Origin of the sequence: Rhodococcus sp. MS13 (assembly GCF_013277835.1) — a bacterium.
Lineage (GTDB): Bacteria > Actinomycetota > Actinomycetes > Mycobacteriales > Mycobacteriaceae > Rhodococcus_F > Rhodococcus_F erythropolis.
Window position 1 is genome coordinate 226,217 of sequence record NZ_VBTL01000011.1, and the last position, 25,723, is coordinate 251,939.

Annotated in this window: 26 protein-coding genes; 14 read left to right on the forward strand and 12 right to left on the reverse strand. The window is 62.5% G+C overall.

The window, feature by feature from the left end; genetic code table 11:
- Positions 1–85 precede the first annotated feature (85 nt).
- The 3 genes from FEZ59_RS22750 (at position 86) to FEZ59_RS22760 (ending at position 2,655) form a co-directional block, all read left to right on the forward strand.
- Positions 86–502, forward strand: a complete 417-nt coding sequence (locus FEZ59_RS22750) for a DUF3151 domain-containing protein (RefSeq protein ID WP_003944361.1) — start codon at positions 86–88, stop codon at positions 500–502.
- Complete coding sequence (locus tag FEZ59_RS22755; RefSeq protein ID WP_099697970.1) at positions 489–1,634, forward strand: FUSC family protein; 1,146 nt, start codon at positions 489–491, stop codon at positions 1,632–1,634. The genes FEZ59_RS22750 and FEZ59_RS22755 overlap by 14 nt, the downstream gene beginning before the upstream one ends.
- A 91-nt stretch (positions 1,635–1,725) precedes the next feature.
- Positions 1,726–2,655, forward strand: a complete 930-nt coding sequence (locus FEZ59_RS22760) for a cation diffusion facilitator family transporter (protein WP_019749454.1) — start codon at positions 1,726–1,728, stop codon at positions 2,653–2,655.
- On the opposite strand, the gene FEZ59_RS22765 is transcribed toward FEZ59_RS22760, so the two are convergent.
- Positions 2,645–3,109 (reverse strand): pyridoxamine 5'-phosphate oxidase family protein, encoded by a 465-nt coding sequence (locus FEZ59_RS22765; RefSeq protein WP_029254754.1) that lies wholly within the window; start codon positions 3,107–3,109, stop codon positions 2,645–2,647. The genes FEZ59_RS22760 and FEZ59_RS22765 overlap by 11 nt on opposite strands.
- 64 nt (positions 3,110–3,173) lie before the next feature.
- Here FEZ59_RS22765 and FEZ59_RS22770 point away from each other — a divergent pair, with 64 nt between their 5' ends.
- Positions 3,174–4,124, forward strand: coding sequence for a WYL domain-containing protein (locus tag FEZ59_RS22770; RefSeq protein WP_020968811.1), 951 nt, complete (start codon positions 3,174–3,176; stop codon positions 4,122–4,124).
- Here the strand turns inward: FEZ59_RS22770 and FEZ59_RS22775 are convergent, their stop codons facing one another.
- Positions 4,125–5,066, reverse strand: coding sequence for a DUF808 domain-containing protein (locus FEZ59_RS22775; protein ID WP_020968812.1), 942 nt, complete (start codon positions 5,064–5,066; stop codon positions 4,125–4,127).
- A 240-nt stretch (positions 5,067–5,306) separates the two neighbouring features.
- Here FEZ59_RS22775 and FEZ59_RS22780 point away from each other — a divergent pair, with 240 nt between their 5' ends.
- The gene (locus FEZ59_RS22780; RefSeq protein ID WP_003944335.1) at positions 5,307–5,963 is read left to right on the forward strand and encodes a methyltransferase domain-containing protein; all 657 of its coding nucleotides are present in this window, start codon (positions 5,307–5,309) and stop codon (positions 5,961–5,963) included.
- A 28-nt stretch (positions 5,964–5,991) separates the two neighbouring features.
- Here FEZ59_RS22780 and FEZ59_RS22785 read toward each other — a convergent pair whose 3' ends face one another.
- Together FEZ59_RS22785 and FEZ59_RS22790 are read right to left on the reverse strand one after the other, a co-directional pair.
- Positions 5,992–7,161, reverse strand: a complete 1,170-nt coding sequence (locus FEZ59_RS22785) for a thiolase family protein (RefSeq protein WP_172933255.1) — start codon at positions 7,159–7,161, stop codon at positions 5,992–5,994.
- The gene (locus FEZ59_RS22790; RefSeq protein WP_080910195.1) at positions 7,158–8,573 is read right to left on the reverse strand and encodes an MFS transporter; all 1,416 of its coding nucleotides are present in this window, start codon (positions 8,571–8,573) and stop codon (positions 7,158–7,160) included. Before FEZ59_RS22790 ends, FEZ59_RS22785 begins: the two co-directional genes overlap by 4 nt.
- Before the next feature lie 58 nt (positions 8,574–8,631).
- Here FEZ59_RS22790 and FEZ59_RS22795 point away from each other — a divergent pair, with 58 nt between their 5' ends.
- Positions 8,632–9,129, forward strand: coding sequence for a helix-turn-helix domain-containing protein (locus FEZ59_RS22795; protein ID WP_003944415.1), 498 nt, complete (start codon positions 8,632–8,634; stop codon positions 9,127–9,129).
- A 92-nt stretch (positions 9,130–9,221) separates the two neighbouring features.
- A complete protein-coding gene (locus FEZ59_RS22800) occupies positions 9,222–10,460 on the forward strand; it encodes an HNH endonuclease signature motif containing protein (RefSeq protein WP_172933256.1) in 1,239 nt (412 codons plus the stop codon).
- Between the two features lie 97 nt (positions 10,461–10,557).
- Here the strand turns inward: FEZ59_RS22800 and FEZ59_RS22805 are convergent, their stop codons facing one another.
- The 3 genes from FEZ59_RS22805 to FEZ59_RS22815 all read right to left on the reverse strand — a co-directional run bounded on the left by FEZ59_RS22805 (position 10,558) and on the right by FEZ59_RS22815 (position 12,558).
- Positions 10,558–11,046, reverse strand: a complete 489-nt coding sequence (locus FEZ59_RS22805; protein ID WP_007726792.1) for a GNAT family N-acetyltransferase — start codon at positions 11,044–11,046, stop codon at positions 10,558–10,560.
- A gap of 70 nt (positions 11,047–11,116) precedes the next feature.
- Positions 11,117–11,887, reverse strand: a complete 771-nt coding sequence (locus FEZ59_RS22810; protein ID WP_019749468.1) for a site-2 protease family protein — start codon at positions 11,885–11,887, stop codon at positions 11,117–11,119.
- The gene (locus FEZ59_RS22815) at positions 11,884–12,558 is read right to left on the reverse strand and encodes a hypothetical protein (protein WP_095972425.1); all 675 of its coding nucleotides are present in this window, start codon (positions 12,556–12,558) and stop codon (positions 11,884–11,886) included. The genes FEZ59_RS22810 and FEZ59_RS22815 overlap by 4 nt, the downstream gene beginning before the upstream one ends.
- Before the next feature lie 283 nt (positions 12,559–12,841).
- Here FEZ59_RS22815 and FEZ59_RS22820 point away from each other — a divergent pair, with 283 nt between their 5' ends.
- Positions 12,842–14,131 (forward strand): adenylosuccinate synthase, encoded by a 1,290-nt coding sequence (locus FEZ59_RS22820; RefSeq protein WP_003944351.1) that lies wholly within the window; start codon positions 12,842–12,844, stop codon positions 14,129–14,131.
- Between the two features lie 52 nt (positions 14,132–14,183).
- On the opposite strand, the gene FEZ59_RS22825 is transcribed toward FEZ59_RS22820, so the two are convergent.
- Both FEZ59_RS22825 and FEZ59_RS22830 read right to left on the reverse strand, forming a co-directional pair.
- Positions 14,184–14,654, reverse strand: a complete 471-nt coding sequence (locus tag FEZ59_RS22825; RefSeq protein WP_030535984.1) for a 5'-3'-deoxyribonucleotidase — start codon at positions 14,652–14,654, stop codon at positions 14,184–14,186.
- A 45-nt stretch (positions 14,655–14,699) separates the two neighbouring features.
- Positions 14,700–14,930: a hypothetical protein gene (locus FEZ59_RS22830; RefSeq protein WP_172933257.1), complete on the reverse strand. Its 231-nt coding sequence runs from the start codon at positions 14,928–14,930 to the stop codon at positions 14,700–14,702.
- A 61-nt stretch (positions 14,931–14,991) separates the two neighbouring features.
- Between FEZ59_RS22830 and FEZ59_RS22835 the strand changes: the two genes are divergently transcribed.
- A complete protein-coding gene (locus FEZ59_RS22835) occupies positions 14,992–16,467 on the forward strand; it encodes a PLP-dependent aminotransferase family protein (protein ID WP_019749471.1) in 1,476 nt (491 codons plus the stop codon).
- Between the two features lie 47 nt (positions 16,468–16,514).
- Positions 16,515–17,618: a class I SAM-dependent methyltransferase gene (locus FEZ59_RS22840; RefSeq protein ID WP_133728349.1), complete on the forward strand. Its 1,104-nt coding sequence runs from the start codon at positions 16,515–16,517 to the stop codon at positions 17,616–17,618.
- Between the two features lie 59 nt (positions 17,619–17,677).
- On the opposite strand, the gene FEZ59_RS22845 is transcribed toward FEZ59_RS22840, so the two are convergent.
- The 3 genes from FEZ59_RS22845 to FEZ59_RS22855 form a co-directional block, all read right to left on the reverse strand.
- Positions 17,678–18,778 (reverse strand): CaiB/BaiF CoA-transferase family protein, encoded by a 1,101-nt coding sequence (locus FEZ59_RS22845; protein WP_020968820.1) that lies wholly within the window; start codon positions 18,776–18,778, stop codon positions 17,678–17,680.
- 107 nt (positions 18,779–18,885) lie between these two features.
- Entirely contained in the window at positions 18,886–20,952 is a 2,067-nt protein-coding gene (locus FEZ59_RS22850; protein WP_019749474.1) for an ABC transporter ATP-binding protein, read from the reverse strand.
- Complete coding sequence (locus FEZ59_RS22855) at positions 20,949–22,682, reverse strand: ABC transporter transmembrane domain-containing protein (protein ID WP_172933258.1); 1,734 nt, start codon at positions 22,680–22,682, stop codon at positions 20,949–20,951. Before FEZ59_RS22855 ends, FEZ59_RS22850 begins: the two co-directional genes overlap by 4 nt.
- A 320-nt stretch (positions 22,683–23,002) precedes the next feature.
- On the opposite strand from FEZ59_RS22855, the gene FEZ59_RS30310 reads away from it, so the two are divergent.
- From FEZ59_RS30310 to FEZ59_RS22865, 4 genes are all read left to right on the forward strand, one after another.
- Complete coding sequence (locus FEZ59_RS30310; RefSeq protein ID WP_003944443.1) at positions 23,003–23,125, forward strand: hypothetical protein; 123 nt, start codon at positions 23,003–23,005, stop codon at positions 23,123–23,125.
- Positions 23,126–23,335: 210 nt separating this feature from the next.
- On the forward strand, positions 23,336–23,458 hold the full coding sequence (locus FEZ59_RS30315; protein WP_019749478.1) for a hypothetical protein: 123 nt from the start codon (positions 23,336–23,338) through the stop codon (positions 23,456–23,458).
- Between the two features lie 362 nt (positions 23,459–23,820).
- Positions 23,821–23,967, forward strand: a complete 147-nt coding sequence (locus FEZ59_RS22860; RefSeq protein WP_003944356.1) for a hypothetical protein — start codon at positions 23,821–23,823, stop codon at positions 23,965–23,967.
- 240 nt (positions 23,968–24,207) lie between these two features.
- The gene (locus tag FEZ59_RS22865) at positions 24,208–25,713 is read left to right on the forward strand and encodes a GGDEF domain-containing protein (RefSeq protein ID WP_202023089.1); all 1,506 of its coding nucleotides are present in this window, start codon (positions 24,208–24,210) and stop codon (positions 25,711–25,713) included.
- The last annotated feature ends 10 nt before the right edge of the window (positions 25,714–25,723 follow it).

Below are 25,723 nucleotides of genomic sequence, written 5' to 3' on the forward strand. Positions count from 1 at the left end.
GTAACGACCGGTATGTACCGGGCATAACTCCGACCGTCGGCGAGGCGGTCCTGTGGCAGAAAGGCGTAGCGGGCACAATGAGCGCATGACCCAATTCGGTGACCTGCTCGGACCCAAGCCCACTCTGCTTCCCGGCGACGACGAGGCGGAATCGGCACTGCTCAACCACGCTGACCCGGCCCAGGTCGCGGCCGACCATCCCACTGCCTCCATCGCGTGGGCCTACCTCGCCGAGGCTGCCCTGGACAAGGGCGAAACCATCACTGCCTACGCCTACGCGCGTACCGGCTACCACCGCGGACTCGACCAACTGCGTCGTAACGGTTGGAAGGGTTTCGGTCCTGTGCCCTACAGCCATGAGCCGAACCGCGGATTCCTCCGTTGCGTCGCTGTCTTGGCCAAGGCCGCGAAGACGATCGGTGAGGCCGACGAGTACGCGCGTTGCCTAGATCTGCTCGAAGACTGCGATCCCAACGCCGCCGAAGCGCTTGGCCTCGGTTAGCAGTTTCCGTCCGAGCCGGGCCGGTATCAAGGACCGTGCTCGCAAATCGGTGCGTCGGCTTCAGACGTCGGCGCTACCGATCATTCAATGTGCCTTGGCGGCCGGATTGGCGTGGTGGGTTGCCACCACGGTGATCGGGCACCATGCGCCGTTCTTCGCGCCGATTGCCGCCGTGGTCTCGCTCGGTCTGTCGTTGGGCGCCCGACTACGACGTTCGTTCGAGTTGGTTGCGGGTGTCACGGTCGGTATCGGAATCGGTGACCTGATCATCTCCGGCATCGGGAGCGGACCTTGGCAGATCAGTTTGGTTGTCGTGCTGGCGATGTCCGTCGCGGTACTACTGAACAGCGGGCCGATCTTCTCCATGCAGGCCGGAAACTCGGCCGTGCTGGTGGCGACGCTGATCCCACCGGGCGGCAGCGGCGGGCCCGATCGCATGATCGACGCCCTTGTCGGTGGTTTGGTGGGCATCGCGGTGGTCGCGATCATCCCCACGCACCCGGTACGACGCGCACGCAAGGACGCTGCATCGATTCTCGGAACAGCGTCAGAGGTACTGCAATTGGTGGCAGACGGCCTCGTCGCGAACGACCCGGACCCGATCGTGAAGGCGCTGCAGAAGGCGCGCGCAACTCAGGGTGCCATCGACGGATTGCGCAGCAACCTCCTCGGCGGGCGCGAGATCAGCCGAATCTCCCCGCTGTACTGGAACAGTCGACCGCGCCTCGAAAGGCTCATGGCGACAGCCGATCCCATCGACAACGCGATGCGCAACATTCGAGTGCTCGCGCGTCGTTCGTTGACGTTGGTCAGGGACGACGAGATCCTCGATCCTCGTCTGGTGGCTCAGGTCGAGCGCTTGTCGAAAGCCGTCGAAGTTCTCAAGGACATGATCCTGGCGGAGCCGGGGGAGCAGCCTGATCAGGCCGAGGCAGCGCGCGTCCTGCGCTCGGTGGCGAAGGAACTGAAACCGGCGATAGTCGAGAACGCGGGCCTGTCCTCGACGGTGGTGTTTGCCCAGATTCGATCGCTGGTAGTCGACCTCTTGCAGGTAGCAGGCATGAAGCGCATCTCGTCGATCGCCACTCTGCCGCCCACTGTGCCGCACCCGGCGTACGAGCCGGATCGCTGACCTCTGCCTTTTCCCGCTCACTGAGCAACTCATTGTATGTATGCGAATGTATGCATATGCTCTGAGAAGGACTTGGGAGGGAACAGGACAAATGGGAGCAGGGCACGGCCATTCACACGGCCACTCGGCAGCAGATTCGGTCGGAGTAGGGCCGTCACCGCAACGCATCAAGAAAATGGCGATCGCGCTTGCGATCCTCGTTGCATTTCTCGTACTCGAAGCCACGGTCGGCATTCTGATCAACTCGCTGGCGTTGCTTGCCGACGCCGGCCACATGCTCACCGACGTGGTGGGCATGGCCATGGGATTGACGGCTTTGCTGCTCGCGAAGAAGGGCAGCACCACCGCGGCCAGGACCTTCGGTTGGCACCGCGCCGAAGTGCTGACCGCCATGGCCAACGCCGTGATGCTGCTGGCCGTCGCCGCCTGGGTCTTCTACGAGGCAATCGGCCGCATCGGTAACGAACCCGAGATCCCGGGCGGCGCCCTGATCATCACTGCGGCCGCCGGTCTGGCCGCGAACATCGTCGTGATGCTGATGCTGCGCGGCGATTCCAAGGACAGCCTCGCGGTGCGTGGCGCCTACCTCGAAGTGCTTGCAGACGCCGTCGGTAGCGTCGGAGTTCTGATTGCCGGTGGCCTTGTCCTGCTGTTCAACTGGACGTGGGCGGACGTCGTCGTCGGTGTTCTCATCTCGCTGTGGGTGGTGCCGCGTGCGATCAAACTGGCCGCAGCATCGCTGCGCATTCTGACGCAGGCGTCGCCGGCCGACGTCGACGTCGAAGCGGTCGAGGCCGACCTGGCGGCGCTGCCGAGCGTGATGGGTGTTCACGACCTACACGTCTGGACGCTCACCACCGGCATGGATGTCGCGACGGTCCACCTGACCAGTGACGCGAATTCGTCGAACGTTCTGGAATCCGCGCGCACCGTCCTCGAGAGTCACGGTCTTTCCCACGCCACCGTTCAGGTGGAATCGTGTGCCAACGGCGAGCATTGCGAGAAGAACGTCACTTGGTGAAGCGGGTGATCTCCTTGCCCGGCTTCCAGAGATCGACGTACATGTGCTCGTCGTCGACCGTCGTGTGCACCACCTCGTCGATGTCGAGGACAAAGAGGTGCAGGGGTTTCGGAACCTCGTAGGTGTAGCTTGCGAGCACGGCTTCGAACTCGTCGCCGGTCACCTCGCGTGCGATTCCGGCGATCTTCGCATCGCCGCCCTCCATGGTGTGCTCACCGGGATTGCTGTGTAGGGCGTAGCGCCCGTCACGGATGAGATCCTTCGCCTTGAGTGCGCCGAACATCGAACCGAGCACCAGACGCCCGTCGAGGATTTCGACTTCGGTGCCGCTCACGCGCGGTGAACCGTCCTTGCGCAGCGTTGCGAGGACGTGATGCTTGTGGGCTTTGAATCGTGCTTGGACCGCGTCGGCAAGAGCGGGTACTTCTTCGGAGAACTGCTTCCAAGTGACCATGACGGTCATTGTGCACCCCTATTCCTGACAACTTCTGTCAGTTATTCTCGGTAATGTTCGGTCCATGAGATCCGCGCGGTTGCTCCAACTCATGCTGCGTTTGCAGGGGAGTCGCGGCGTTATCGCCGATCAGTTGGCCGAAGAGTTCGGCGTTTCGGTGCGGACGATCTACCGCGACGTGGCCTCGTTGTCGGCTGCCGGCGTGCCGATCTGGACCGAGAGCGGCCCCGGTGGTGGCATCCGTCTGCTCGACGGTTGGCAGTCCAAGCTGTCCGGCATGACGGACGACGAGACGTCCGCACTCATGCTGTTGGGCGTGCCGTCCATCGCTGCAGATCTCGGGCGATCCGACGCCGTCGGTTCGGCGGGGGCAAAACTGCTCCGCTCCCTGCCCGGTCCCCTGCGCGAGAGTGCACGACTGTGGCAGGCCCGCATTCTCGTGGACGTTCCGGGTTGGTTCGGCGGCGTCGATGACATCTCTGCGCTTCCGATCGTCACATCCGCTGTGCTGGACTCGCGTCGACTGCGCTTCGTCTATCGCGATCGCGATCGGACGGTCGATCCGCTGGGTCTGGTCATCAAAGCCGGTGTTTGGTATCTGGTGGCGGGGATGAACGGTCGAACGCTGTCGTTTCGAGTCGGGCGCATCAAAAATGCCGTGGTAGAAGATGATTCGTTCACTCGGCCGGTGGATTTCGATCTGCCGTCGTGGTGGGCGGCGTCGATGGCCGAGTTCGACCGTTCGCTGCTTCGCTTCGAGTGTCGCGTGCGGTTGTCACCAGAGGGCAGGCGCCGGCTCCCCGATGTGGTGGGCGAGCTTGCCGCTGCCGTCGAAGTGGGGCCGGAGGACAACGACGGATGGGTGAGTGCGGAGCTGAAACTCGAGAGCGAAGCTGTCGCGCTCTCGCAGTTGATCGGTCTGGGAGCGGACGTCGAAGCGCTCGAGCCACGGTCGTTGCGTGAAGGACTGCGCGCCGTGGCGGAGCAGATGGTGCTCCGCCACAACTCGCAGTGACTAGGCCGTTGCAGAACGCTTTGCGAGCAGGCGGGTGATACCCAGTTGAGCTGCGACGATGATGGCGCCGACCACCAGACCCAGTGCCGCCGACGCAAGGGTGTTGACGATCCACGCCAGTACCCCGCCGACTCCGGCGATGTCACTGACTGCTTCTTCGCCGTGATGAACGGCGTCGTAGAGCGGGTGGAAGCCCAGTTCGTCGATGCCGACCAACAGGATGTGGCCACCGACCCACAGCATCGCGGCGGTACCCACGACCGAGAGCACCGACATCACGTGAGGCATGCCGCGAACGAGGCCTCGGCCGACCTTGTGGGTGAAGCCAGACGACGTCTCGGCGATCTTCAATCCGATGTCGTCCATCTTCACGATCAGTCCGACGACGCCGTAGACGACCACGGTGATGACGACCGCCACGACGGCAAGGATCACCAACCGGCTCCAGAAACCTTCGCCCGCGATGGTGTTGAGTGCGATCACCATGATCTCGGCGGACAGGATCAGGTCGGTGCGGACGGCGCCGGAAACCACTGCTTCTTCGTCGCGAGGATGCTCGTCAGCGGCCTCGTGGTGGTCACCGTGGCCGAAAATTGCACCCCAGATCTTGTGAACCGCTTCGTAGCTGAGGTAACAGCCGCCGACCATCAACAGTGGCGTCAGCAGCCAGGGGAGGAACTGACTCAGCAGCAGAGCGATCGGAAGAATGATCAGCAGCTTGTTGCGCAGCGACCCGATGGCGATGCGCTTGATGATGGGCAACTCGCGTTCGGCCGCGAGCCCACGGACGTACTGCGGCGTGACGGCTGCGTCGTCGATGACGACGCCTGCAGCTTTGGCGGTCGCCTTACCGGTTGCGGCGGCAACGTCGTCGATCGAGGCGGCAGCCATACGAGCCAGGGCTGCGACGTCGTCGAGCAGGGCGAAGAGTCCTCCGGCCATCACAGACCTCCAGTGGAATCAGTGGAAAAAGGTGGCCGGACCGATCCGGTGACGCAGTTACTTGATCGCACGAGGTCTCTATCCATGATGGTCGTTGGTGAGGTCAGGTCACCTGGAACGATACCGGGGTCATCCGTCAGGGACTGCGTCGCGCGGCCGGTCGCTCTTCGTCACGAAAGGTCTTCCCGACCCGGTGCTCGCGTGTAAGACTGCACAGAAGATCGATCGAAACGGGGCACTATGCGTGAACCAGACACTGCACAGGTCGCCAAGACTTTCGACGCAATGGCGGCGCACTACGACCGACAGATCGGGCGCTTCGAGCGCTTTGTGCTCGGTGACGCCCGGAAATGGGCAGTAGATCAGGCGCATGGGCGCGTGGTCGAAATTGCCGTGGGCACCGGGCTGAACCTGCCGCTCTACGGGGACGACGTCGACTACGTCATCGGCGTGGACATCTCGACTGCGATGCTCGATCAGGCCAGGGTCAAGGTCTCCGAGGGAGTGAAGACCGAAGTCGACCTACGACTCGGAGACGTGCAAGCACTCGATGTTCCTGACGAATGCGTGGACACATTGGTCTCCACCTACGCGTTCTGCACGATCCCCGATCCGGACCGAGTTGCCAGCGAAGCATTTCGAGTGCTGGTGCCTGGTGGTCGATTCGTGCTCGCTGAGCACGGGCCGAGCACCAACACGGTTGTACGGGCGCTGATGAAGGCCGTCGAACCGCTTTCTGTACGGTTCGGTGCCGATCACCTCACCCGCGAACCGGTCGGATACCTCGAAAACGCAGGCTTCCTGATCGACGAGGTGCAGCGCAGTGGACGGGGTGGAATCGTGTTCCGGGTCGTTGCGCGCAAGCCGGATCCCGAATGGACGGCACTCGGTCACTAGTGTCCGAGTGCCGTCCAGCGGTGATTGCTCAGCCCAAGCGCTCCAGGATGGTTGCGTTGGCCAGCCCACCTGCCTCACACATGGTTTGGAGTCCGTAGCGCGCGCCGCGCTGCTCCATCGCGTTGACCAGGGTGGTCATGATCCGCGTTCCGCTGCCACCTAGTGGGTGGCCGAGCGCGATGGCGCCGCCGTGGACGTTCACCTTGGACAGGTCGACGCCGGTGTCCGCTGCCCACGAGAGGACGACGGGGGCAAAGGCCTCGTTGACCTCGAACAGATCGATGTCCGAGATCGTCAAACCCGCACGGGCCAAGACCTTCTCGGTGGCCGGGGTGACCGCCGTGAGCATGTACAGCGGATCGTCGCCGGCGACAGCGAAGCTGTGCAGCCGTGCCTTCGGGGTGAGGCCGAGTTTCGCGGCGATCTCACTGGTCGTGATCATCACCGCCGAACTGCCGTCCGAAAGCGGGCTGCTGTTGCCCGCGGTGATGGACCAGTCGATCTGTGGGAATCGCTGGGCGTAGTAGTCGGATTCGAAGGCGGTCCGTAGGCCGGCAAGGGTCTCGACCGTGGTACCGGGGCGGATGGCCTCGTCGACCGACAGCTGCGGGAGCGTGGCGAGTTCCTTGGTGAAGTAACCACTCTCGGTTGCCAGCGCGGCTTTCCGATGACTCGACGCCGAGAATTCGTCGAGTTGGGTGCGGCTCAGTCCCCACTTGGCAGCGATCAATTCGGCGCTGATGCCCTGCGGTACCAGACCGTCTGGATAGCGCTCTTCGAAACCTACACCGAGTGACTCGCGCCCGACGCTACTCGAGCCCATCGGCACTCGGCTCATCGACTCGACTCCGGCAGCAACAACGATGTCGTACGCACCGGCAATAACGCCCTGAGCAGCAAAATGAACTGCTTGTTGGCTACTTCCACACTGTCGGTCGACGGTGGTTCCCGGTACCGACTCGGGGTAGCCGGCGGCGAGAAGGGCAGTGCGAGTGACATTCTGGCTCTGTTCACCGACTTGACTGACCGCGCCGCCGATGACGTCGTCGATCAGCGCGGCATCGATCCCGGTGCGCTCGACTACCGCTTTGAGGCTGTGGGCGAGGAGGTCGACGGCGTTGATGCCGTGCAGGGCGCCGTTCGCCTTTCCCTTGCCGATCGGAGTGCGAACGGCTTCGACGATAACTGCGTCTCTCATGACAAATTCCTTTCAGGGATGGCGGATTCAGCAGGGACAACTGGGGTGGGTGTGGTCGCAGGCGTCATTCCCAGCGATGCCAGGGCAGACACAAGCGCGACGGCAAAGATCACCCACCAGGCCTGGCGGAAGGTGTCGGGGTCGACGGAGGAGCCGAGAACCGCGATCAGAACACTCACGCCGAGAACGGTTCCGATCTGTCGGCTCATGCTGACGATTGCGCTACCGGTGGCCGATCTGGCAGGTGCAAGATCCGCCGTGGCCTGCGACAGAATGGTCGGCAGGGCAAGGCCGACACCGATTCCGGCGATGATCCAGCCCGGCAGGAGCCCGGTCGCGTAGTTGGGCGTCGAATCAACCGAGACGAGGACCAATACCGTTCCGACGGCCCACAGAAGGCTGCCGAGTGCGGCGACGCGTCCCGCCGAGTACTTGCGCGAAAGCGATCCACCGGCGATCGCGAACAGCGGAACCAGAAGCGGACCCGGCGAGACGGCGAAGCCGGTGCGCAATGCCGAGTATCCCCAAACTTCTTGCAGCCAGAGGATGTTCGAGAGCAGTCCGGCAGCAAATGCCGCGCTGAACAGGATGGCGGTGACGTTGGACCAGGCAAAGGAGCGGATCTTCAGAAGGTCGGGAGCAATCAACGGAGTGCGATGGCGAGAGTTGCTCCACCAGAACGAAAGTAGCGTCGCGACGGCGACGGCGAAGGCGATCAGAACGCGGTTGTCGGTCCATCCCCAATCAGGTCCCTGGACGAGTGCCAGCGCGAGAGAGCCGATTCCGACGGTGAGGAGGGCGGCGCCGACGAAGTCGATCCCGGCATCGGAGTCCTTGTGTGTTGTATCCGGGACGAGTCGGATTGCGAAGTAGAGCAATACGATCCCGACTGGCACATTGATCAGGAAGACCCAGCGCCACGACGCCTCGACGAGAATGCCGCCTACAACGGGGCCGAATGCCGCAGCGGCCGCGCCGGCTGCCGCCCAGATGCGTACGCCGGATTGACGTTTCGCAGCCGGGAGTGCACTGATCAGGAGGCCGAGGCTGGCCGGGGTGAGCGCTGCGGCGCCGACTGCCTGAACGATGCGGAATGCCACCAGTGCCCACAATGACGGACTGAAAGCGCAGGCGGCGCTGGCGAGGGTGAACAGTGCGAGGCCGGCGATGAAGGCGCGCTTGTGCCCGATCCGGTCCGCCCAGCGTCCGAGGGGGATCAAAAGCGCGGCGTAGACGATCGCGTAGCTGTTGAGGATCCAACTGAACTCGCCGAGTGAGTGGCCCGGGTAGCTCTTGGCGATGTCGCCGAAGGCCACGTTGACCACAAAAAGATCGAGGCTGGCGACAAACGGTGCTCCCGACAGAATTGCGAGGAGCGGCCCAGTCCGCACCGGCTGGCTATGAAGTTCCATAGTCAGCAATGTAGACTCTGGCTATGGTTATGGCAAGCCAGGGGGTATGGTGAATTGCATGGACGCTGTACGACTGACCGGAGTGCTCGAAGATCGCGACGCCTGGCGGGCCACACACTGTTCGATCGGGCGGGCGATGGAAGTGGTCGGCACCCGGTCCGCGATGCTCATTCTGCGAGAGGCCTATTACGGCACAACGCGTTTCGACGACTTCGCGTCGCGAGTCGGCATCACCGAGGCGGTTGCGTCGGCAAGGCTGAAAGAGCTCACTGAGGCGGGACTGTTCGAGCGTGTGCCGTACAAGGAGCCTGGAAAGCGGACGCGGCACGAGTACGTGCTCACCGAGAAGGGTCGTGACCTGCTGCCGGCGGTTCTTGCGCTGATGCAGTGGGGAGACAAGTATCTGCACGGCGGAAAAGGCGGACCGTTGGAGGTGGCGGACGACGCCACTGGCGAGCGTGTTCGCGTCGAGGTGCGCAGTGAGTCGGGCCGTGAAGTGCCTTTGGGGGAGTTGCGAGTCTCTGTCAATGAATCGCGTCGGCGGTTGCGCGAATAGCAATGCATCTCAACAGCTCTCGAGTGTAGGTCTTCTTGAAGTTGTCCGTTTTGTCTCTGGTTATCGAAAGTATGTTCGATTAAGCTTTCGGTATGAACAGTCGGGAAGCGTGGCAGCTGGATGGTGAGGACCTCAAGGGTGAGGTTCTGGATCTGGTGCGTGTCCGGCACGAGTTGCAGTCGCGGATGGTGTTGTTGATCGTGGAGATGTTTTCCCGTGAGGTTCTCGGTGGGAAGGGTTTTCGGTCGATCGCGCAGTGGTTGCATGGTTCGACGAATTTGGAGATCGGTGAGTGCAGTCTGCTGGTCGGGTTGGCGCGGTTGTTGATGCTCGAACCTGTGGTGGGCGATGCGTTTCACCGGGGTGATGTTGATGCGTTGAAGGCGCGTCAGGTGGCGTCGTTTTGTCAGCATCCGCCGAAGAACATGACCCTGGCGGATGTGGACAAGGCTCGCGGGATTCTGCTTCGGTTGGCGTCGAAGAACATTGCCGATTGTGATGCGGTGCGGGCGGCGATCCGGCGGATCGAGAAGCAGTACGGCAAGCGTGAGGACGGTGTTCCGGTCGGCGAGGATTCGGAGCGCAACGAGTTCTACGCTTCGAAAGGCTTGTACGGGAGGGTCACGGTGAAGGGTGATCTGGATGCGGTCAACGGGGCGCGGTTGATCACGTTGTTGTCGAGCCTGTCCGCTCCGACACCGGAGAAGGACGGCGTGAAAGACACGCGTACTCCTGCATTACGGCGTGCGGACGGGTTTTGCGAGTTGTTGCGCCGGTATGAGCGGGCGGGGTTGGGTCCGATCGAGGGTGGAGTGAAACCGCACATCACGGTCACAGCATCGGCCAAGGACATGACGGACCTGCAAGCGTTGAAAGACCTCCTGCCGTCGACGGAGGAACTCGGGTTCGCGTGGACGGATTGGGTGGGGCCGATCAGTCTCGATACCGCCCGGATGTTGGCCTGCGACTGCACCGTGACGCGAATTTTGTTGGATGAGAATGGTGTTCCGCTCGATTGCGGCAAGGAAGTAAGAACGGCGACAGTTCCGCAGCGAAGTGCTCTTGCGGTTCGGGATGGCGGGTGCGCATTTCCGGGGTGCGGGACGCCGTCGGGGTGGTGCGATGCTCACCATATTGTTCATTGGAATGACGGTGGCCCAACGGATCTCGACAATCTGATCTTGTTGTGCGGTCATCACCATCGGACGATGCACCACACGGAGTGGCGGGTGGAGATCGGCCCGGATCGGAGGACGGTGTTCTATCCGCCGATGTCGGTTGATCCGCACCAGCATCCCATCGGCGGGAACAGCCCACCCACAGCAGCCTGAAGTGAAACAACTCGAGACGCGAGCACCGGGGCACAACCATGCCCCGGCGCTCGAGCCCGCGTTTGGGAGTCTGGGTGGTTGGCTGGGTGGCTGTGTGTCAGCTCAGCGACTTCTTGAACCCGACGTGGGAGGCGACAAATCCGAGTCGCTCGTAGAAGTCGTGAGCTTCCTTGCGAGTTTGATCCGAGGTGAGCTGCGCCAGGAACGCGCCGCGCCGGGCACCTTCTTCGCAGGCCCAACGGATCATCGAACTGCCGATGCCCTTGCTCCGGTAATCCTCGTGGACGCGAACAGCTTCGATCTGCAGTCGTGTCGCCCCCATTCGGCTCATACCCGGAATGAAGGTCAATTGCATGGTGCCGATCACTGCGTCACCGACCAGAACGGTGACGAGTAGTTGCGCCGGATCCTCGTCGATTCGCTTGAATGCGTCCTCGTAGATCGTTCGGGCCTCGGGGTTGGTCGTCTCCCGGGTGCTCCCGATCGGGTCGTCGGCGAGCAAGTCGATCAGTGCTTCCACGTGTCGAATCTCGGCCCGCGTGAGGGTGTACTCCACTCCGCCGGACTGAAATGACGTCGCAATCATCGATGCTCTCCTGAAGAAGAATGAATGTCTGAAATGTCAGACTCTCACGAGTCTCCTCCAGTGCACTCGATCACGTCCAAAAACGCATGAGGGCGTTACCGAGCATGGCGTAGTAGTCGGACACACCGCTCAATTCGAAGATCCAGTAGATCGCATCGAAGAAGACGACATTGATCTGCGGGACGAACAGGAGCGCAACCAGCAGGAGCAGTCCGTACGGCTTGAACTGGTCGAGTTGGTGTCGTGTGTTGGGCGCGAGGTAGGGCTCCAGCGCGTTGTATCCGTCCAGACCGGGGACTGGGAGCAGGTTCAAAACTGTTGCCATGACCTGCAAGAAGGCCAGGAAACTGAGGCCGGCCCAGAACGTCAGATGCTCGGCCGATGAGCCGTACGTACGTATGACGACGAGGAGGATCACCGCGGCGACGGCGTTCGTGAACGGACCGGCGAGCGATATTCGCGCCTGCACCTTGGGCGGGAACATCCCGGTTCGCAGGTACACGGCGCCGCCGGGAAGCCCGATGCCGCCCAAGGCGATGAACAGCACCGGCAGACCGATCGAGAGCATCGGATGGCTGTACTTGAGCGGGTTGAGCGTCAGATAACCACGAGCCTCGACGTCGGTGTCTCCGTGACGCCACGCCAGATATGCATGGGCGAACTCGTGCAAGCACAGCGTGACCACCCAGCCGGCGACCACGAGGACAAAAACACCCGCACGGCCCGCGATGGAACCCCACGTCGAGTTCCAGGCGACAACTCCGGCGATGACGGTGATCGCAACGACGCCCAGGAAGACAGGGCTCGGACGAACCGCCGACCGTGCTGCTCCGGTTCTCACCTGACCAACAACCAAGTCTTGTCGTGCCGGTAGAAGGTCGAACGCTTGAGATCGCGTGGGTTGGCCACCCCGTCGCGAACCAGACGCGCTGCCGGCGAGCCCAGCTGAATGGCTCGGCCTTCCAGCCAGCGTCGCCCGCCCCAGCGGCTCTTGCGGTCGACCGATGCCTTGATCCCGGGGAGCTTGGGGCTCGGCACTATCCGGATGCCGGGGACTGTGCCGGAGAACAGCTTGTTGTCGTCGACGTACGCCTCGCCGATCAATTCGGCGGCATCGGCCGGACCCGTGACAGTTGCCGCACCGACCAGCGCGATTCCGGCGTCGTCGCGAATGAGCGGCACGGTGTGGACTGTGCCCTTCAACGCCGTGCGCGCAGCCCGGGCACCCGTTGCGAGTTTGTACGCGTCGGTTGCGTCGGACCTGTTCTCGGTGACGTAGGCGAGTTCGACGTTGAGTCGCTCCAGCCGCATCAACCGTGTCAATGCCGCGGCAAACGCGCCGTCGTTACCCACGACGATCAAGCGAGGCTCCGTGACGACCTGCAGTTGGGACAGGGCCTCGTCGAAGTCCTGCTTCTCCGGAAGTTCAGGGACAGTGAACGACGTGAGTTCACCCAGGGGGAGTGGAACCGGCGAATCGCCACATTTGAGCACCACAGGGGTCAAAGCCACTCCTAGCTCGATCAAGACTTCTTCTCGGGTAGTGGGACCTCGCCACCCTTCCCCGAAATGGCCGTCCGAATCACTGCCGACGATCTTAGTGCGAGTCTCTGTGTCGACTCGCAATCGTGATGGTCACCGGCCAAATTCTGGACCGTCAGGTCTGGTCTGGTGCTCTGGGCTAGACTGCTCCTTCGGTCACTGCAACAGTTCGGCGCTGCATCATGTGCGCGGAAGCCAGGCAGTACCAATGCGGCGGGACAACTGCTGCACGTCGACCGTAGGAGACAACGTCATGCCGGCAATCGTCCTGATCGGCGCCCAGTGGGGCGACGAAGGTAAGGGCAAAGCTACAGATCTACTGGGCGAGCAGCTTCAGTGGGTCGTGCGATACCAGGGCGGTAACAACGCCGGACACACCGTGGTTCTGCCGAACGGTGACAAGTTCGCACTGCACCTCATCCCGTCCGGAATCCTCACCCCCGCCGTCAACAACGTCATCGGTAACGGTGTCGTCGTCGACCCGGGTGTGTTGCTGACCGAATTGGCAGGCTTGGAAGAGCGCGGTGTGGACACGTCCCGCCTGCTGCTCTCTGCTGATGCGCACCTGATCATGCCGTACCACGTGGCCATCGACAAGGTCACCGAACGCTTCCTGGGAGCGAAGAAGATCGGCACGACCGGCCGCGGTATCGGCCCGTGCTACCAGGACAAGATCGCCCGTGTCGGTGTCCGTGCTGCGGACGTCCTGGACGAGAAGATCCTGACCCAGAAGGTCGAAGCGGCACTCGAATTCAAGAACCAGGTGCTGGTCAAGATCTACAACCGCAAGGCACTCGACCCGCAGCAGGTCGTCGAAGAGGTACTGACGCAGGCCGAGGGTTTCAAGCACCGCATCTCGGACACGCGCCTGGAGCTCAACCTCGCCCTCGAGCGCGGCGAGACCGTCTTGCTCGAAGGTTCGCAGGGCACTCTGCTGGACGTCGACCACGGCACGTACCCGTACGTGACCTCGTCCAACCCCACCTCAGGTGGTGCGGCGGTCGGTTCGGGCATCGGTCCCACCAAGATCACCACGGTGCTCGGAATCCTTAAGGCGTACACGACGCGTGTCGGTTCCGGTCCGTTCCCGACGGAGCTGTTCGACGATCACGGCGCATACCTGGCGAAGCAGGGCGGCGAGGTCGGTGTCACCACCGGACGCGCTCGTCGTACGGGATGGTTCGACGCTGTCATCGCGCGTTACGCGACGCGCGTCAACGGCATCACCGACTACTTCCTCACCAAGCTGGACGTGCTGAGCAGTCTCGACACCGTGCCGATCTGTGTCGCGTACGAGGTGGACGGTGTCCGCCACGACGAAATGCCGATGTCGCAGAGCGACATTCACCACGCCAAGCCCATCTACGAAGAGATGCCAGGCTGGTGGGAAGACATCTCGGAGGCTCGCACCTTCGAGGAACTGCCGCAGAATGCGCAGAACTACGTGCTTCGGCTCGAAGAGCTTTCGGGTGCGTTCATCTCCTGCATCGGTGTCGGTCCCGGCCGCGACGAGACGATCGTCCGGCGCGAGATCGTCCGCTAGTTCGTTCCCTCGAAATCCCCGCTCCTGCAAGCAGGAGCGGGGACTTCGTGTTTCAAGCCAGCTTCGACAAGTGCGCGGTGACGGTCTTCCAGTCGGGAAACTCGGTGCTGCCGAACTTGATCCACTCGCCCTCGAATCGATCTGCGCCGTTTGCTCCGCGGTCGTCGACGAGGTACTCGCCTCGATTGAGGTGCTTGTGGTGCGAGAGGATCAGACGTTTGTACGCGACGCTGCCCTCCTCCATGCCGAGGTGCTCTTGGACCCACAGAACCTTGTCGTGCCAGGCTGTGGCGTTCTTCCACGGCGCTGTCGAGAGGATGTAGGTGTCGAACTGCTGCGCCAGTTGGTGGTAGGCGTCGATAGCACCGTCGAGAGGATCCATGCGAGAGAAGATGTGCGGCGCTTCGTCGAGGTCGTTCTTGTACTTCTCCCGGACGCCGTCGGTCAGGCGATCGATGCCCGACTGGAAGTTGACCAAGGTGTTGTCGAGATCGATGTAGAGAATCTTTTTGGAAGCCGGCATGCAATCCCTCTCTGGAGACTTTCTGAGTGCGAAAAGAGTCCAGTTTTACGCAACTGGACTGAGATCAGTGAATTCTTCCCCCTGATCACAATCGCACGGAGGTCTGACAGCGTCGTTTTCGCGGCCTGAAGTCTTGTCGTGGAAGTTGCCGCCGAGGGGTGCTGCCAGGCGAAACTGCTCCAAACGAATGTATGTACCTTCACCTTCAGCGGGCGCGAAGAAGTAGACGAGCGCCACGAAGAGTCCGATGCCGATCAGGGTTGCGAAGGTAGTCATGGACATATGATCAACTCGACTGGTATTGAGTTACATAGCCAAGTTGTCGATACTGGACTGCATGATGACTCGAGTTCTCGGTGCCCGTTCGCTTGCGCGCGATCTGGGGTCCTGGCAGGAAGAGTCTGGGCGCAGGCCCGCGTACCGTGCGCTTGCCGACGGTATCCGCCTGCTCGTGCACGACGGTCGCGTTCCGCTGGGGGTCGCACTGCCGAGTGAGCGTGAACTCGCGGCGGTGCTCGAACTCAGTCGGACCACGATCACGTCGTCGTACTCGGTGCTGCGAGACGAGGGGTATCTGATCAGCCGGCAGGGTTCGCGAAGCACCGTGGCTTTGCCCGCCGGCGCGCGGCCGAACGGGTTGATGTTCCGCTCCCATCAACCGGGGCCGAGTGGGCCCGTCGTCGACCTCAGTTACGCGGCGATGGCAGCTCCCGCCGCTCAGGTCGAACTGGCGTATGCGTCTGCGCTGCAGGAACTTCCGAACTTCCTGCCCACGCACGGGATGGAACCGGTCGGGATCGCCGACTTGCGTGACGTGATCGCGCAGCGCTACACGGCGCGGGGTCTTCCCACCACCGCCGAACAGATCATGGTGACCTCGGGTGCGCAGCACGCGCTTCGATTGTTGCTGTCGGTGCTCACCTCACCCGGCGAGCGAGTGCTGGTCGATCATCCGACGTACCCCAATGCGCTGGAAGCGATTCGGCGAAACGGCGCTCGGCCCGTACCGGTTCCGGTCCGACCGGAGTTCGCGGCGGCCGGAGCCTGGGATCTCGACGGGATTCGAAGTGCAGCAAGGCAAACCGCTGCCAGAATGGCATACCTGATTCCCGACTTTCACAACCCGACCGGCCTCTGCATGGACTCTTCCGGCCGCGCCGAGCTTGCGAAGATTGCGCACGAAACGCGAATGACTCTGGTCGTCGACGAGACGATGGTGGACCTGTGGCTCGACGCACCGCCGCCGGCACCGGTCGCTTCACATGGGCGAGGCGCGGCGAAAACCGAAGTGGTGACGCTCGGTTCGACCGCGAAGTCGCTGTGGGGCGGGCTACGTGTCGGTTGGATTCGCGCCGATGCCGCGCTCATCACCCAGTTGGTGGGGGCGCGCGCCGCGGTCGACCTCGGTACTCCCGTCATGGATCAGTTGGCAGCCGCGTACTTGCTCGCCGACGACCGCTCGTTGCTCGAACAGCGTCGCGAAGTTCTGCGAGAACAGCGTGCGGTACTCCTCGGCGCAGTGGCAGAGCATCTGCCCGACTGGCGTCCCACCATCGGCTCCGGCGGAATGTCGGTCTGGATGCGAATGTCCGCGCCAGTCTCGACGGCGTTGGCGGCGGTGGCACCCAACTTCGGCGTACTCCTTGCCGCCGGCCCCCGTTTCGGCGTCGAAGGTGCGTTCGAACGATTCATCCGCGTGCCGTACGCACGTTCTCCCGAGGACCTCATTCGCGGCGTCGCGTCCATCGCCGCTGCGTACGACACCCTCGCGACGGATCGCGACACGGCAGACCAACGAATGGTCGTCGTCTGAGAACTGGGTACACACCCTGAAAGTGGTGTGAAACCGGGAGGTAGGGCATGACGGCGGTAGACGGTACAGGCGCAGCGGGAACAAGTGCGGCGGACGCGCTCGCAGAACGATTGTTCGCGGCCACGCTCGGGGCGTCGGAGCTGCAGGCTGTGTATCTGGGCGACCGGCTGGGCTGGTACCGCGCGCTGAGCGATCACGGCCCGCTCACGTCGACGGAGCTGGCGGACCGGACCGGGACCGTCGAAAGGTATGCGCGGGAGTGGCTCGAGCAGCAGGCCGTCGCCGGTTATGTGGAGGTCAATTCGGATGCCGATCGCCGGTACAGCCTGCCGCAGGCCCACGCCGATGTTCTGGTCGACGACGAGAACCTGCTTTTCCTGGCGCCGTTGGCGAGGCTGTTCGTCGCGACAACGTCGTCGATGCCGCGTCTACTCGACGCTTATCGTCACGGCGGGGGAGTCACGTGGGAATCGATGGGCCCCGATGCTCGCGAGGGCCAGGCGCTGCTGAACCGGCCGATGTATCTCCAGCAGCTCTGTCAGCAGTTCCTGCCGGTAGTCACCGACCTGCACGCCATACTTGTCGGCGGCGGGCAGGTCGCTGATCTCGGGATGGGGGAGGGCTGGTCGTCGATCGCGCTCGCCCTCGGATACCCGAAGATCGAAGTGCACGGCTTCGACGTCGACGCGGCATCGGTGAACGCTGCCCGTCGTAACGCCCACGATCGTGGGGTGGACGACCGAGTACATTTCTCGTTGGTCGACGTCGCCGGACAGGCTCCTGAGGCCGGGCGAGTCGATGCCGGGACCTACGATGCCGTCTTCGCTTTCGAATGCCTTCACGACGTTCCGGATCCGGTGGGATTTCTGTCCACGGCTCGGGCGATTGCCCAGCCGGGCGCTCCGGTGATCGTCATGGACGAACGAACGGCAGATGCGTTCGATCCCGAGGCGGGTCCGATCGAGCAATTGCTGTACGGATTTTCGCTGACGTGCTGCCTGCCCGACAGCCTGTCGCATCCGGGGAGCGTTGCCACCGGGACGGTGATGAGGCACTCGACACTCGAAAGCTATGCCAAGGCGGCCGGTTTCGAGCGGGTGGACGTGCTGCCGATCGAGCACGAGATGTTCAGGTTCTACAGGTTGGGCTGACGCCCCGTGCGTGGTTAGAGAGTCCCGAGGCTCCTTAACCGCGCACAGGGCCGAAGGCCCTAGGTCCAGACCGTGTCGATATCCGTCGCCTCACGCGCCGGCGCAGCGGGCGTCGCGGTGGGCGTGCGCGAGAAGCGCGGTGCGGGAGCATGCTGAGTGACGCCGTCGAGTTCGATGAGCGAACCGCGGGCCGCGATGTGTTCGTTGGACGGAGCCTCGGCGAAAGTCAGGACAGGGGAGACGCAGGCGTCGGTGCCGAGGAAGATCTTGGCCCACTCGTCGCGAGTCTTGGACAAGAACTTTTCGGTGAAGAGCGTCTTCATGTCGTCCCACTTGGACGTGTCCATCTGGTGAGGGAGCGTCGCGGGATCGAGTTCGAGGCCCTCGAGCAACAATGCGTAGAACTGCGGTTCGATGGATCCGACGGCCATGTACTTGCCGTCGGAGGTCTCGTAGGTGTCGTAGAACGGAGCGCCGGTGTCGAGGAGGTTGACGCCGCGCTCGTCGGACCAGACGCCGCGACCGCGGAATGCCCACATCATGTGCGAGAGCGCGAGGGTTCCGTCGACCATCGCCGCGTCGACGACCTGGCCCTTACCGGACGTCGAGCGCTCGACGAGAGCCGACAGAATGCCGAAGATCAGGAACATGGAACCGCCGCCGAAATCGCCGACCATGTTGAGCGGCGGGACGGGGCGTTCACCCTTGCGTCCGATGGCGTTGAGGACACCGGTCAGTGAGATGTAGTTGATGTCGTGACCGGCGGCGTTGGCGAGCGGTCCTTCCTGTCCCCAGCCCGTCATACGGGCGTAAACGAGGCGCGGATTGCGCTCCGACACCACGTCGGGTCCGAGTCCCATTCGTTCCATGACGCCGGGGCGGAAGCCCTCGATGAGGACGTCGGCGCGGCCCAGGAGATCGAGAACCTTGGCGACGTCGGCCGGATCCTTCAGGTTGGCCTCGACGATGCGGCGGCCGCGCTTGATCTGGTCGGTTGCGTTCGAGTCCTGCGGAATCTGCCCTGCGCGCTGCACGATGACGATGTCGGCGCCCATGTCCGCCAAAAGCGTCGCGGCGTGCGGGCCCGGTCCCAATCCAGCGAATTCCACGATCCGAATGCCCGCGAGCGGGCCCTTCTTCTCCACAGCTTCTGCAGACACACGCACTCCCAATTCAGACGGTGACAACACTCCTGACTCGACGGTAACGTGTCGAATCGGTCAGGTGTGCTCCGGGGCACTGTGTCCGCCGAGGGAGGCGCCGATCACTAGACGGCGGCACCCTCGAACTGAGCGTTGTAGAGACGGAAGTACGCGCCCGCAGCTGCGATGAGTTCGTCGTGTGTGCCCTGCTCGACGATCTTGCCCGCCTCCATCACGACGATCAGATCGGCGTTACGGATGGTGGAGAGCCGGTGCGCGATGATGAAGCTGGTGCGCCCGACGCGCAACGCGGACATTGCTTGCTGCACAAGCTGTTCCGTACGTGTGTCGACCGAGCTGGTCGCCTCGTCGAGAATCAGCAGCGACGGCTCCGACAGGAATGCTCGGGCAATCGTGATGAGCTGCTTCTCGCCGGAGCTGATGTTCGATGCCTCCTCGTCCAGCACGGTGTCGTACCCGTCCGGGAGCGTGTGGATGAAGCGGTCGACGAAGGCAGCGCGTGCGGCTTCGTGGATCTCGTATTCACTGGCGTCGAGCCGGCCGTACGCGATGTTGTCGCGGATCGTTCCGCCGAAGAGCCAGGTGTCCTGCAGGACCATGCCGACGTGCTTGCGCAAGTCGGAGCGGCGCATCTGCGAGATGTCGACGTCGTCGAGAGTGATTCGGCCCGAGTCGACTTCGTAGAAGCGCATGAGCAGGTTGACCAAGGTGGTCTTGCCGGCACCGGTGGGTCCGACGATGGCGACCATCTGCCCGGGCCGAGCCGTCAGGTACACGTTCTCGATCAACGGCTTGTCCGGCTCGTAGCGGAACGAGACGTTCTCGAACTCGATGTGTCCGACGTTGCGATGGCGTCCGGCAGGCTCGGGCATTAGTGGCACGTCGATGTCGGGCGACTGCTCGGGTTCGTCGAGAAGCTCGAAGACCCGCTCGGCCGACGCTGCTCCGGACTGCAGGCTCGTCGACATGGACGCGATCTGCGTGAGTGGTTGGCTGAACTGGCGCGAATAGACGATGAACGCCTGAACGTCACCGAGTGACATGTTGCCGCTGGCGACCTTGAGTGCGCCGACCACAGCGAGCAGCACGTAGGTGATGTTTCCGACGAAGTTCATGACCGGCATGATCAGGCTGGAGAGGAACTGTGCGCCGAAGGACGCGTCGAGGAGTTTCTTGTTCTGCTCGGCGAATTCACGCTCGGCTTCGGCCTGATGCCCGTACACGCGTACCAGGTCGCGCCCGCTGTAGTTCTCCTCGATCTGTGCGTTGATCTTGCCCGTCTCGGTCCACTGAGCCTTGTACAACACCTGTGCACGCTTGGCGACCCTGGCAACGAGGAGCACCGATACCGGCACCGCGATCAGTGCGATCAGGGCGAGCATCGGAGAGATGACGAACATCATCGTCAGGACGCCGAGGACGGTGAGCACCGACGTCAGGAGCGAGGTCAACGTCGACGACAACGTCGACGAGATGTTGTCGATGTCGTTGGTGACGCGGCTGAGGATCTCGCCGCGCGGCGTCTTGTCGAAGTATGGAAGGGGGAGACGGTGAAGCTTCGCCTCGACCGATGCACGCAGGTTGTAGATGGTCTTCTGGACGATGATGTTGAGGAGGAATGCTTCCAACCAGGCAAGTAGCGACGAGAGCAAGTACACGACGATCGCGAGCATGACGACTTTGCCGATGGCGTCGAAGTTCAGACCTACACCGGGAACGACGTCGGTCGAGTTGGCGACGAGGTCGGCGAACGTCGAATTTCCTGATGCGCGGATCGCCTCTGCTGCCTGATCGCGGGTCAGTCCGGCGGGCAGGCTCTTGCCGATGAACCCGGCGAAGATGAGGTCTGTCGCGTGACCGAGGATCTTCGGCACCGCGACGGAGAGCGCGATGCTGGCGATCGTCGCAACGACGACACAGACGACCGCAAACTTGTGTGGCTGCAGAAGCGAGAGAAGCCGCTTCATCGTCGCCTTGAAGTGGCGAGGTTTGGTGTCCGTCGCGGTCAGCGCGGGCTTCGGCTCTTTGTCGGGGTTCTCGGGGTTACTCGACTTCGCATCCCCGTCCGCGGATTCAGGTTCGCTCGGGATCTTGGCGAACACCACCGTCGGGGCATCGTCGAAGTACTGGCTGTTGGGGCTGCCCCACGTCGGGTCCTGCGGGCTGGTCATGCGCTCATCTCCGCGGGAATCTGGGAAGCCACGATCTCTTGGTACGTAGGACAGTTGGCCAGGAGGAACTGATGGTCGCCGAGACCGACCGGAGCGCCGTCTTCGAGGACCATGATCTGGTCGGCATCGATGATGGACGCGACGCGCTGCGCGACGATGATGACCGTCGAATGAGTCGAGACCGTGCTGAGTTCGCGTCGGACTGCGGCGTCGGTGTGCATGTCGAGTGCGGAGAACGAATCGTCGAAGACGAAGATCCTGGGTCTGCGGACCACAGCTCTGGCGATGGCGAGACGTTGTTTCTGTCCGCCCGAGAGATTGCCGCCGCCCTGGGCGATCGGAGACTCGAGACCGTCGGAGAGTTCACGGACGAAGTTGTCAGCCTGGGCGATGGTGAGGGCTGCCCAGATGTCGTCGTCGGTGGCGGTCGGGTTTCCGTAGCGGATATTGCTCGCGATCGTGCCGGCGAACAGGTAGGCCTTCTGGGGCACGTATCCGAAGTTGGCGAAGAGTTCGTCCTGATCCCAGCCACGGACGTCCAAGCCGTCGACCAGGACGGCGCCGGCCGTGACGTCGAAGAGTCGGGGGATGAGTGAGACGAGGGTCGATTTGCCACTACCGGTACTGCCCACGATCGCGGTGACCGTTCCTGGCATGCATCGCATCGAGACATTCGACAGGACCGGCGTTTCTGCTCCCGGATACGTGAATCCGGCTCCACCGAACTCGACAACGCCGTAGGGGCTGGTCGGGCGAAGGGGCTGGGCCGGTGCGGGCACGGTCGGCTCGGTGTCGAGTACCTCGGTGATGCGGTCGGCACACACGGCCGCGCGGGGGATCACGACGGCCAACATGGTCGCCATGACCACGGACATCAGGATCTGCATGACGTAGGCGAGGAAGGCGCTGATCTGGCCGATCTGCATGTCTCCGGTATCGACCAGATGCGCACCGAACCACAGCACCGCGACGCTCGACAGGTTGGCGATCAACATGACGGTGGGCAGCAGAACCGCCTGGTAGCGACCGATGAGGAGCGAGGTGTCGGTCAGTTCCTTGTTGGCTTTGTCGAAGCGGATCGTCTCGTCGGGTTCTCGAACGAAGGCGCGGATGACACGCATACCGGTGAGCTGTTCGCGCAGTGATCGATTGATGTTGTCGATCCGCGTCTGCATCGTCCGGAAATGCGGGATCAGCTTGGCCACCACGACCGAGACGGTGATGCCGAGCAGTGGTACCGAAATCGTCAGGAGCCAGGACATCTGCAGGTTCTCGCGCAGCGCCATGATGATGCCGCCGATACACATCAGTGGGGCGCTGACGAGCATCGAGGAGGTCAGCATGACCAGGGCCTGGATCTGCAGGACGTCGTTGGTGTTCCGTGTGATCAGCGTCGGCGCACCGAAACTGTTGAATTCGCGATCAGAGAAGCTGCCGACGGCCTTGTAAAAGGCGCCTCGAACGTCGTGGCCGAAGCCCATCGACGATTTTGCCGCGAGATAGGTCGATGCGACCGACGCGATGATCGACGCAAGCGAGACCAGCAGCATGATCCCGCCGGTGGACATGATGAATCCGGTGTCGCCTCGGGCTACACCGTCGTCGATGATCCGAGCGTTGAGCGTGGGGAGGACTAACGACGCGATGGCCCCGAAGAGTTGAAGTGCGAGGACCCCGGCAAGCAACCAGCGGTACGGCGGCAGGTACGCCTTGAGGAGTTTTGCTAGCACGACGGTTCCCGGTGAGTTGCTTCGGTTGCCGCTCGTTCGCGATTGATCACAAGCACACGGTATGACAGATCGTGGTCGAGGTTGGCACCGACTCTGACGATTGCAACCATTTGTCCAAATCGAATGTGATGTCCAACACACTTGAATTCGATATTGGTTTCAGGTCACAGGGCCTGAACTGCCGGTTTACACATTGCTCCAATATGTCACGGTTTTACTTGGATCGAAACAAACTGGACGTACGTATTTAGCTTGGCTACAAAGGGGCGGAGCGAACAAAACGTGCGCCGCGTCATAGATATTCATGCAAGGAGTCACACATGGGATCCCTCGGAAACCTTCTCAAGGCCAACGGCATGGGCTGGGGCATTCTCCAGCTTCTTCCCCTGGTCAACATGCTCAAGACCCTTCAGGGGCTGGACACCGCGAGCTCGAACTCCTGACGTTCGACCACAACAATTCTTCCGAAACAACACAGGAGTAGTCGCATGACCTCGATTCAGAATCTCGACGCCTTCCTCAAGAGCGTTCTCGCATTCGTGACCAAGTTGAACGCGGGATCGGCAGACGGCTCGGGTTCGGCCGGTTCCACTGCCGAGTAGTTCTCGGTCCCCAATTCATTTCAACTGCATCCCGACATAAGGAGGCCCGACATGGGTTCGTTCGAAGACTTCAGCGGCGTCGTCAAGACGTTCATTCCGGTACTCAAGGACCTGTTCACGGCACTCGGTGGTGGCTCGCTCACCCCGGGTACCGGATCGGCGGCTGACAAGTAAGTCCCGTTTGTCCGAAAGTGTGGCTCGCGGTTGTCTGCGGGCCACACTTTCTGCCTTTCAATTGTGAGCTAAATCACATTGTCGGATATTTCTAACTGTCTATTTGGGCTCTGAACTGCAATTATGCCAGAAGGTGTTACCGACAGTTCACGTTGGTAGCTATTCGGTAGCTAGACAAGTGTGAGCAGTCGGTCTATAAATGCAGGCAGCGCCAAGGTAGTGCGCTACATCACAGCTCGGGATGTTGTTCGGGGGGCGGTTCAGCCATCCGCGCGGCAGAAGTTCCCGAACCATCTCGGCCACCGCCTGCGGCCGGAATGGCGCTGGAACATCACACCACCTCACAAACAGGAGAACCTCCTATGTTCGGATCACTCAGCACCCTCGGACCCCTGCTCACCGCGCTCGGAGCTTTCCTCAAGTCCGTTCCCACCGAATCGCTGTCCGGCGAGGGCGAGGGCTCGTCCACCGGTTCACTCTCGGGTCTGTCCAGCGGATCCGCCGAGTAGGCATCCCTTCCGGCAGGTCCATTCGGCTCTGCCAATCGGATTGCATGCAGGTGCCCTCTGTCCACTGCCGTGGCCGGAGGGCACCCGCGTTTGCGGAGATTTTCGTAGTTGCCGTTTTGGCAAGTGAACACAGAACTGTGAGTGGCAGCACCTGCGTACGATGGTTCGACGACATCGGCATACGGTCACCGCGACGTCCGGTGCTCCCGAATTCAGAGGTAGCCGACCGCGAGGTGACGCATGGTAGGGACGAGTCGCTTTCTGCGCCTTCTCCTAGTGCTGGCCGTTGTACTTGCGGCTTCGTTGATCGGCATCCTCACGCGCCCACCAGGTTTGCTCGCGACATTCTGGTGTGCCAACGCCATTCTGCTGGGAATGATGGTCAGATGGCCGGTCCTGATCGAGTGGCCGACGTGGATCGCTGCGGCTGTCGGATACGTCTGCGCTGACCTGATCACCGGCAACTCGCTCTCGCTTGCGGTGCAGTTGAACGGGGCGAACCTCGCCGGAGTCACAGTCGGTGTTCTTGTTCTGTACTACTTGAAGCGCACACCGTTCCGATTGGTCGATTCGCAGTCGCTGGTGTGGATGGTCTTCGTCTCGTTCGTCGCGGCGACTGGTACCGCGGCCACTGCCGGCGCCTTGGACCGGCTCTTACGCGGTCAGTCATTTACCGACACGTTTTTCCACTGGGGTGCCACCGAGGTCATGGCGTACCTGCTCGTCCTTCCTCTCATTCTCACTCTCACCATCCCGTCGAGCCTTGCCGAGTTCCGCAGCAAACTGACTGCCAAAACTGTCGCCGCTATGAGCGTTCCGCTACTCGCCACTGCAGCCTGCGTGCCGATCGCCCTGAGTATCGAAGGGCCGATCGCGCTGGTCCTTCCGATTCCGGCTCTCCTCTGGTGCGCCACTCGCATCTCGGTTCCGAGCACTGCCTTCGTTTCCGTGGTCTGGTCGGTGTGGTCGCTCATGATGGCGGGTAGCGGTCGACTCGATATCGGGGATCAAGCCGCCTCGACGTGGAACGAGGACGTCATCACGTCCATTGCCGTCACGCTGATCGCGTTGGGGCCGATCGCGGTTGCCTGTGCGACCGAGGAACGTCGCGCTGCCGAGCGTGAGCTCTTCCTTGCTGTCGAATTCGACCATCTGACCGGGGTCCTCTCGCGTGGTGCGTTTCTCGGGCATGCGGAATCGGAGCTTGCCGCCGCGGCCCGCACACAATCCCCGGTCGGCCTGCTGATGCTCGACCTGGACCACTTCAAGAGCATCAACGACACGCATGGACATATGACCGGTGACAGCGTTCTCGCGAACTTCGCCGAACGGGCCGCTGACCGATTGTCGGACGGCGATTTGATCGGAAGGCTCGGCGGCGAGGAGTTCGCCATTCTGCTTCCGGACTGCAGCTACGCGCGAGCAGTCGATGTGGCCGAGGCGGTCCGCGGCGCGCAAGTCGAGTGCTCGGCCGAATCAGAAGTGACGAGCACCGTCAGTGTCGGCGTCGCGTGGGTCGATCATGCGACGCCGACGTTGACCACCCTCATGAGCGTCGCGGACGAGGCTCTGTACGAAGCCAAGCGCGCCGGGCGCAACCTCGTGAAAGTGCGCCGGCTCGGCAACGATGCATTGCCGCAACGGAATTCCGAGCCGGATATGGCCACCCGCACCTATCGCAAACCTGACATACCACGAACGATCAGGCGAGGATTTGGCCGCGAAGGTGTGGTGGACGGCCGATAACTGCGCTGAC

Bases quoted from the DNA above. Each gene is read 5' to 3' on its own strand.
- FEZ59_RS22750 (WP_003944361.1), top strand. From the start codon at position 86: ATGACCCAATTCGGTGACCTGCTCGGACCCAAGCCCACTCTGCTTCCC.
- FEZ59_RS22760 (WP_019749454.1), top strand. From the start codon at position 1,726: ATGGGAGCAGGGCACGGCCATTCACACGGCCACTCGGCAGCAGATTCG.
- FEZ59_RS22765 (WP_029254754.1), bottom strand. From the start codon at position 3,109: ATGGTCACTTGGAAGCAGTTCTCCGAAGAAGTACCCGCTCTTGCCGAC.
- FEZ59_RS22770 (WP_020968811.1), top strand. From the start codon at position 3,174: ATGAGATCCGCGCGGTTGCTCCAACTCATGCTGCGTTTGCAGGGGAGT.
- FEZ59_RS22775 (WP_020968812.1), bottom strand. From the start codon at position 5,066: ATGGCCGGAGGACTCTTCGCCCTGCTCGACGACGTCGCAGCCCTGGCT.
- FEZ59_RS22780 (WP_003944335.1), top strand. From the start codon at position 5,307: ATGCGTGAACCAGACACTGCACAGGTCGCCAAGACTTTCGACGCAATG.
- FEZ59_RS22785 (WP_172933255.1), bottom strand. From the start codon at position 7,161: ATGAGAGACGCAGTTATCGTCGAAGCCGTTCGCACTCCGATCGGCAAG.
- FEZ59_RS22790 (WP_080910195.1), bottom strand. From the start codon at position 8,573: ATGGAACTTCATAGCCAGCCGGTGCGGACTGGGCCGCTCCTCGCAATT.
- FEZ59_RS22795 (WP_003944415.1), top strand. From the start codon at position 8,632: ATGGACGCTGTACGACTGACCGGAGTGCTCGAAGATCGCGACGCCTGG.
- FEZ59_RS22800 (WP_172933256.1), top strand. From the start codon at position 9,222: ATGAACAGTCGGGAAGCGTGGCAGCTGGATGGTGAGGACCTCAAGGGT.
- FEZ59_RS22805 (WP_007726792.1), bottom strand. From the start codon at position 11,046: ATGATTGCGACGTCATTTCAGTCCGGCGGAGTGGAGTACACCCTCACG.
- FEZ59_RS22820 (WP_003944351.1), top strand. From the start codon at position 12,842: ATGCCGGCAATCGTCCTGATCGGCGCCCAGTGGGGCGACGAAGGTAAG.
- FEZ59_RS22825 (WP_030535984.1), bottom strand. From the start codon at position 14,654: ATGCCGGCTTCCAAAAAGATTCTCTACATCGATCTCGACAACACCTTG.
- FEZ59_RS22830 (WP_172933257.1), bottom strand. From the start codon at position 14,930: ATGACTACCTTCGCAACCCTGATCGGCATCGGACTCTTCGTGGCGCTC.
- FEZ59_RS22835 (WP_019749471.1), top strand. From the start codon at position 14,992: ATGATGACTCGAGTTCTCGGTGCCCGTTCGCTTGCGCGCGATCTGGGG.
- FEZ59_RS22840 (WP_133728349.1), top strand. From the start codon at position 16,515: ATGACGGCGGTAGACGGTACAGGCGCAGCGGGAACAAGTGCGGCGGAC.
- FEZ59_RS22850 (WP_019749474.1), bottom strand. From the start codon at position 20,952: ATGACCAGCCCGCAGGACCCGACGTGGGGCAGCCCCAACAGCCAGTAC.
- FEZ59_RS30310 (WP_003944443.1), top strand. From the start codon at position 23,003: ATGGGATCCCTCGGAAACCTTCTCAAGGCCAACGGCATGGGCTGGGGC.
- FEZ59_RS30315 (WP_019749478.1), top strand. From the start codon at position 23,336: ATGGGTTCGTTCGAAGACTTCAGCGGCGTCGTCAAGACGTTCATTCCG.
- FEZ59_RS22860 (WP_003944356.1), top strand. From the start codon at position 23,821: ATGTTCGGATCACTCAGCACCCTCGGACCCCTGCTCACCGCGCTCGGA.
- FEZ59_RS22865 (WP_202023089.1), top strand. From the start codon at position 24,208: ATGGTAGGGACGAGTCGCTTTCTGCGCCTTCTCCTAGTGCTGGCCGTT.